At 67.1% G+C, this 4907-nt stretch carries 4 protein-coding genes and 1 pseudogene; 3 read left to right on the top strand and 2 right to left on the bottom strand.

Going from position 1 to position 4907, the window contains the following annotated elements; genetic code table 11:
- Positions 1-17: 17 nt before the first annotated feature.
- The 3 genes and pseudogenes from LI92_RS19890 to LI92_RS19880 all read left to right on the top strand — a co-directional run.
- Positions 18-701, top strand: a pseudogene (locus tag LI92_RS19890) (NAD(P)H-dependent amine dehydrogenase family protein); the annotation flags it as partial.
- A 66-nt stretch (positions 702-767) separates the two neighbouring features.
- Positions 768-1991: an Nramp family divalent metal transporter gene (locus LI92_RS19885; protein WP_046321990.1), complete on the top strand. Its 1224-nt coding sequence runs from the start codon at positions 768-770 to the stop codon at positions 1989-1991.
- A 120-nt stretch (positions 1992-2111) separates the two neighbouring features.
- A complete protein-coding gene (locus LI92_RS19880; protein WP_082109820.1) occupies positions 2112-3122 on the top strand; it encodes an SAM-dependent methyltransferase in 1011 nt (336 codons plus the stop codon).
- Here the strand turns inward: LI92_RS19880 and LI92_RS19875 are convergent.
- Together LI92_RS19875 and LI92_RS19870 are read right to left on the bottom strand one after the other, a co-directional pair.
- Positions 3049-3966, bottom strand: a complete 918-nt coding sequence (locus tag LI92_RS19875; RefSeq protein ID WP_046321989.1) for an acyl-ACP desaturase — start codon at positions 3964-3966, stop codon at positions 3049-3051. The genes LI92_RS19880 and LI92_RS19875 overlap by 74 nt on opposite strands.
- A 452-nt stretch (positions 3967-4418) precedes the next feature.
- A partial coding sequence (locus LI92_RS19870; protein WP_046321988.1) for an acyl-CoA dehydrogenase family protein occupies positions 4419-4907 on the bottom strand: 489 nt, incomplete at its 5' end.

The following is a 4907-nucleotide window of genomic DNA, read 5'->3' as shown; positions in this document are numbered from 1 at the left end:
GTGTATAAGAGACAGGTTCGAGCCTGTTCATCAACGGCATCGATCCGGGATTCGCCAACGACCTGCTGCCGCTGGCGTTGGCGGGCACCTGCCAGAGCATTGAGCAGATCCGCTGCATGGAGATCGTCGACTACGCCACCTACGACAGCGCCGCCGTCATGTTCGACGTGATGGGCTTCGGAAAGCCGATGGACGAAACCCCGATGTTGCTGCAGCCGGGCGTGCTGAGCCTGGCGTGGGGCTCGGTGGTGCGCCAGCTCGCGGCCGGCCTGGGGCTGCAACTCGACGCGGTCGAGCAGTCCCATACCCGGGTGCCCGCGCCGGAGGACTTCACCATCGCCTCCGGCGCCATCGCGAAGGGCACCGCCGCCGCCTTGCGCTTCGAAGTGCGCGGCATGGTCGACGGCCGAGCCGCCGTGGTGCTCGAGCACGTCACGCGGCTGCGCGAAGACCTGTGTCCGCAGTGGCCGCAACCGGCGCAACCCGGCGGGTCCTACCGGGTCGAGGTGACCGGCGAGCCCTCCTACGCCCTGGACCTGTGCCTGTCCAGCCCCAACGGCGACCACAACCACGCCGGCCTGGTGGCAACCGCGATGCGGGTGGTCAACGCGATTCCCGCGGTGGTGGCGGCCGAGCCGGGGATTCGGACCACCCTGGACCTGCCGCTGATCACCGGCAGGGGCCTCTACCGCGCCGACTGACCACGGACGCTCCCCCGGATTTCCGGCTACCCTGACTTTTCTGTTCGTCGGACGGAAAGGGCGCCGGTGGCCGCAGACCCCGCGGTGCGACTCAAGCCGGGCTGGGCGCTGCTCGGCCCGGCTTTCGTCGCGGCCATCGCCTACGTGGACCCGGGCAACGTAGCCGCCAATGTCAGCGCCGGCGCCAAGTACGGGTTCCTGCTGGTGTGGGTCATCGTCGCGGCCAATGTCATGGCGGGCCTGGTGCAGTACCTGTCGGCGAAGCTCGGATTGGTGACCGGGAGTTCACTGCCGGAGGTCATCGGCGCCCACAGCAGTACGCCGGCACGCATCGCTTATTGGCTGCAGGCCGAATTGGTTGCCATGGCAACAGATCTGGCCGAGGTGGTGGGCGGCGCGATCGCCCTGAACCTGATCTTCGGATTGCCGCTGGTGCTCGGCGGCCTGATCACCGGGACGGTGTCGATAGCGCTGTTGATGGTGGGCGACCGGCGCGGACCGCGAATGTTCGAACAGGTGACCAGCGGGCTGCTGGTCATCATCGCCATCGGATTCCTGGCCAGTCTGGTGGTCGCCCCGCCGGCGCCGGCCGATGTCGCCGCCGGCCTGATGCCCCGTTTCGACGGCGCTGAAAGCCTGTTGTTGGCCACCGCGATCCTGGGGGCCACGGTGATGCCTCACGCGGTGTACCTGCACTCGGGCCTGGCCCGCGACCGGCACGGCCGACCGGAGCCCGGCTCGGCCAGGCGACGACTTCTACGGGTGACCCGGTGGGACGTCGGCTTGGCCATGCTGGTGGCCGGCTCGCTGAACCTGGCCATGCTGGTGGTGGCCGCCCACAATCTGCGCGGACTGGACTACGCCGACTCCATCGAGGGAGCGCACGCCGCGGTGGGCAACGCCCTGGGCCCCACGGTCGCGCTGTTCTTCGCGGTCGGGCTGCTGGCCTCTGGCCTGGCTTCGACCTCGGTGGGCGCCTATGCCGGCTCCATGATCATGGCCGGCCTGCTGCGGGTGTCGGTCCCGCTGCTGTGGCGCCGGCTGATCACGTTGATACCGGCGCTGATAATCCTCGCCGCCGGCATCGAGCCCACCCGGGCGCTGGTGATTTCACAGGTGGTGCTGTCTTTCGGCATCCCGTTCGCGCTGGTGCCGCTGATCCGGGCGACCGGCGACCGCACCCTGATGGGTGACGACGCCAATGGGCAGCTCACCTCGGCGTTGGGCTGGGCCGTCACGGCGGTGATCGGCAGCCTCAACATCGCGCTGATCTATCTGACCCTGCATTAGCCGACGACGGCCCGCGGCAGCCGGTAGCGGCGATCAGGCACGCACGGATGATTGTTAATTAAACTAATTACTTGCTAGACTAACTAAATCGTCTCGTCAGCCATCTTCGAGGAGTACGCCATGGCACGAACCGACAACGACACCTGGGACCTGGCCACCAGCGTCGGAGCCACCGCGACGATGGTCGCAGCCGCCCGGGCCATCGCCACCAAAGCCGAGAATCCGCTGATCGACGACCGCTTCGCCGAACCACTGGTGCGCGCCGTCGGTGTCGACTTCCTGACCAGGTGGGCCGCCGGCGACCTGGAGGGCACCGACCTCGACGACCACGACTCCCCCTGGAAGCTCGGCCAGATGCCCGACGCGATGGCCGCCCGCACCCGCTTTTTCGACGCGTTCCTGACCGGCGCCACGCAGGACGGGATTCGCCAACTGGGGATCCTGGCATCAGGCCTGGACGCCCGCGCCTACCGCCTGAACTGGCCCGACGGTGTGACGATCTTCGAGATCGACCAGCTGGCGGTGCTCGATTTCAAGGCCGCGACGATGGCGGACCTGGGCGCCGAGCCGACCGCGGATCGGCGCGCCGTGGCGGTCGATCTCCGCGACGACTGGCCGGCCGCATTGATCGCGGCGGGTTTCGACCGCACCCAGCCCACCGCATGGATCGCCGAGGGACTGCTGGGTTATCTGCCGCCGCAGGCACAGGACCGGCTGCTGGACAATCTCACCGCGCTCAGCGCCGACGGCAGCCGACTGGCCACCGAGGCCATCCCGAACCTGTCGGGGGCCGAACAGGAGCAGGCCCGCGAGACGATGCGCAGCGCCACCGAGAAGTGGCAGGAGCACGGCTTCGACCTGGAGTTCTCCGAACTCGGGTATGAAGGCGACCGCAACGACGTCGCCGCCTACCTGGCCCCCTTGGGCTGGACATCGACCGGCCAAAGCCTGGCCGACCTGTTGGCGCAGTACCGGCGTCCCACACCGGAGCGCGACGCCGGGGCGGTGACGATGGCCGACACCACCTACTACACGTCGATCAAGAGGCGAAGCCCGCCTAGGCGGAAACCCGCTCGCGCGCCTTCGCCTTCTCCTCGTAGTAGGTGGCACGTTCGTCGACCATCTTCATGAAGCCGGCGACCTGCTCACGAGCCTGCTCCCCCGCCTCGCCGAAATCGTTGCGCTCAGCCACTTTCCAGAATCGCAACACCGGCTGCACGACCTCGTCGTGGTGGATGCGCAGATCGTAGATACCGGCCTTGGCGATCATGACGGCGTTCCCCTGGAAGCCGGGCATGTTCATCCCGGGCATCGCGAAGCCGAGCACCTCGTCGCGGATCGCACACATGGTGTCGTCCGGTGCGACGTCGAAAGCTGCCTGCAGCAGGTTCCGGTAGAAGATCATGTGCAGGTTCTCGTCGAGTGCGACCCGGGCCAGCAACTGGTCGGCGATAGGACACCCGGAGGCTTTGCCGGTGTTTCGGTGTGAGACCCGGGTGGCGAGTTCCTGGATCGACACGTAGGCCAGCACCTGCAGAATGTTCTTGCCGCCGGAGTCGTAGCCGGCGATGGTGTGGGCCATCCGCATGTTCTCCAGATTCACCGGGTCTATGCCGCGGGTGACCACGAGATAGTCACGCAGCGCGATGCTGTGACGGCCCTCCTCAGCGGTCCACTGACCCACCCAGCTGCCCCAGGCCCCGTCGCGGCCGAAGGTGTTGGCAATCTCGCGGTGGTACGACGGCAGGTTGTCCTCGGTCAACAAGTTAACCAGCAATGCAGCTTTGGCGACCGGGTCCAGCGGCGAGTCTTCGGGAACCCAATCCTCTCCGCCGAGGAAGGCGAAATCGCGCCCGCGGCTCCACGGCACGTAGTCGTGCGGCAGCCACGGCTTGGCCGCTTTCAGGTGGCGGTTGAGGTTCTGCTCGACTATCGGTTCCAGTTCGTGCAGTAGCGCCGTCTGAACGTCCACCATGCTTCCAGTCCCCTCCCTAAAGAACTGTGGCCCTCAGTTGGCCCCCCAGCCCAACCTACGGTTCCGTAGGTTGTGGCCCACAGTAAACACGGAGCGCGGTACATGTCAACCGGAAGTTCCACGCCTTGGCACATTCGCCGACGACTTTTCACTGCTGGTGGCAACCTTTCCCCGACCTCGCGCCCACCCGCGCGGCGTTCCGCGCCGCCGGCGGCCGAACCTGCTGCGGGCGCGCCGTCTCGCGGCCACCCGAACGGCGGCCGGCAACCACCGCGGCGTCGCGACGGCGTCGGAGGCCCGGTTCCCGGCGCTACATCGAGGGAGCAATCGCGACCACCGGTACACCGGGACAGTCGACCGTCGACGAGACGGCACCGAAGGGCTGAATTCTGCGCCCGAAGGCGATTAAGTGAACCTTGGTTCTTTTTCGGCCGGATGGCTCCGGGTTGCGGTCAGCGCAAAGCCAGGCCGGTCAGTGCCCGGGCGATGACAAGTCGCTGGATCTCACTGGTGCCCTCGAAGATCGTGAAGATCTTGGCGTCGCGGTGCATCCGCTCGACCGGGTAGTCCCGGGTGTAGCCGTTGCCGCCCAGGATCTGGATGGCTTCGTCGGTGACGTAGACCGCGGTCTCGCTGGCGAACAGCTTGGCCATCGAACCCTCGGCGTTGTCGAACGCCTTGTTGTTGCGCGCCATCCAGCCGGCCCGCCAGACCATCAGCCGGGCGGCGTCGATACGGCTCTTCATGTCCGCCAGCTTGAAGGAGACGGCCTGAAACTCGCCGATCTTGCGGCCGAACTGTTCCCGCTGACAGGCGTATTCGAGGGCGTATTCGTAGGCAGCCCGGGCCACTCCGACCGCCATCGCGCCAACCGTCGGCCGAGTCCGTTCGAAGGTCTTCATCGCGGCCTGCCCCCTGGCCGACGCCTGTCTCTTATACAC

Origin of the sequence: Mycobacterium sp. UM_Kg1, assembly GCF_000972925.1 — a bacterium.
GTDB lineage: Bacteria > Actinomycetota > Actinomycetes > Mycobacteriales > Mycobacteriaceae > Mycobacterium > Mycobacterium hiberniae.
The sequence above is the reverse complement of the archived record's forward strand: the minus strand, read 5'-3'. Positions and strand labels throughout refer to the sequence as shown.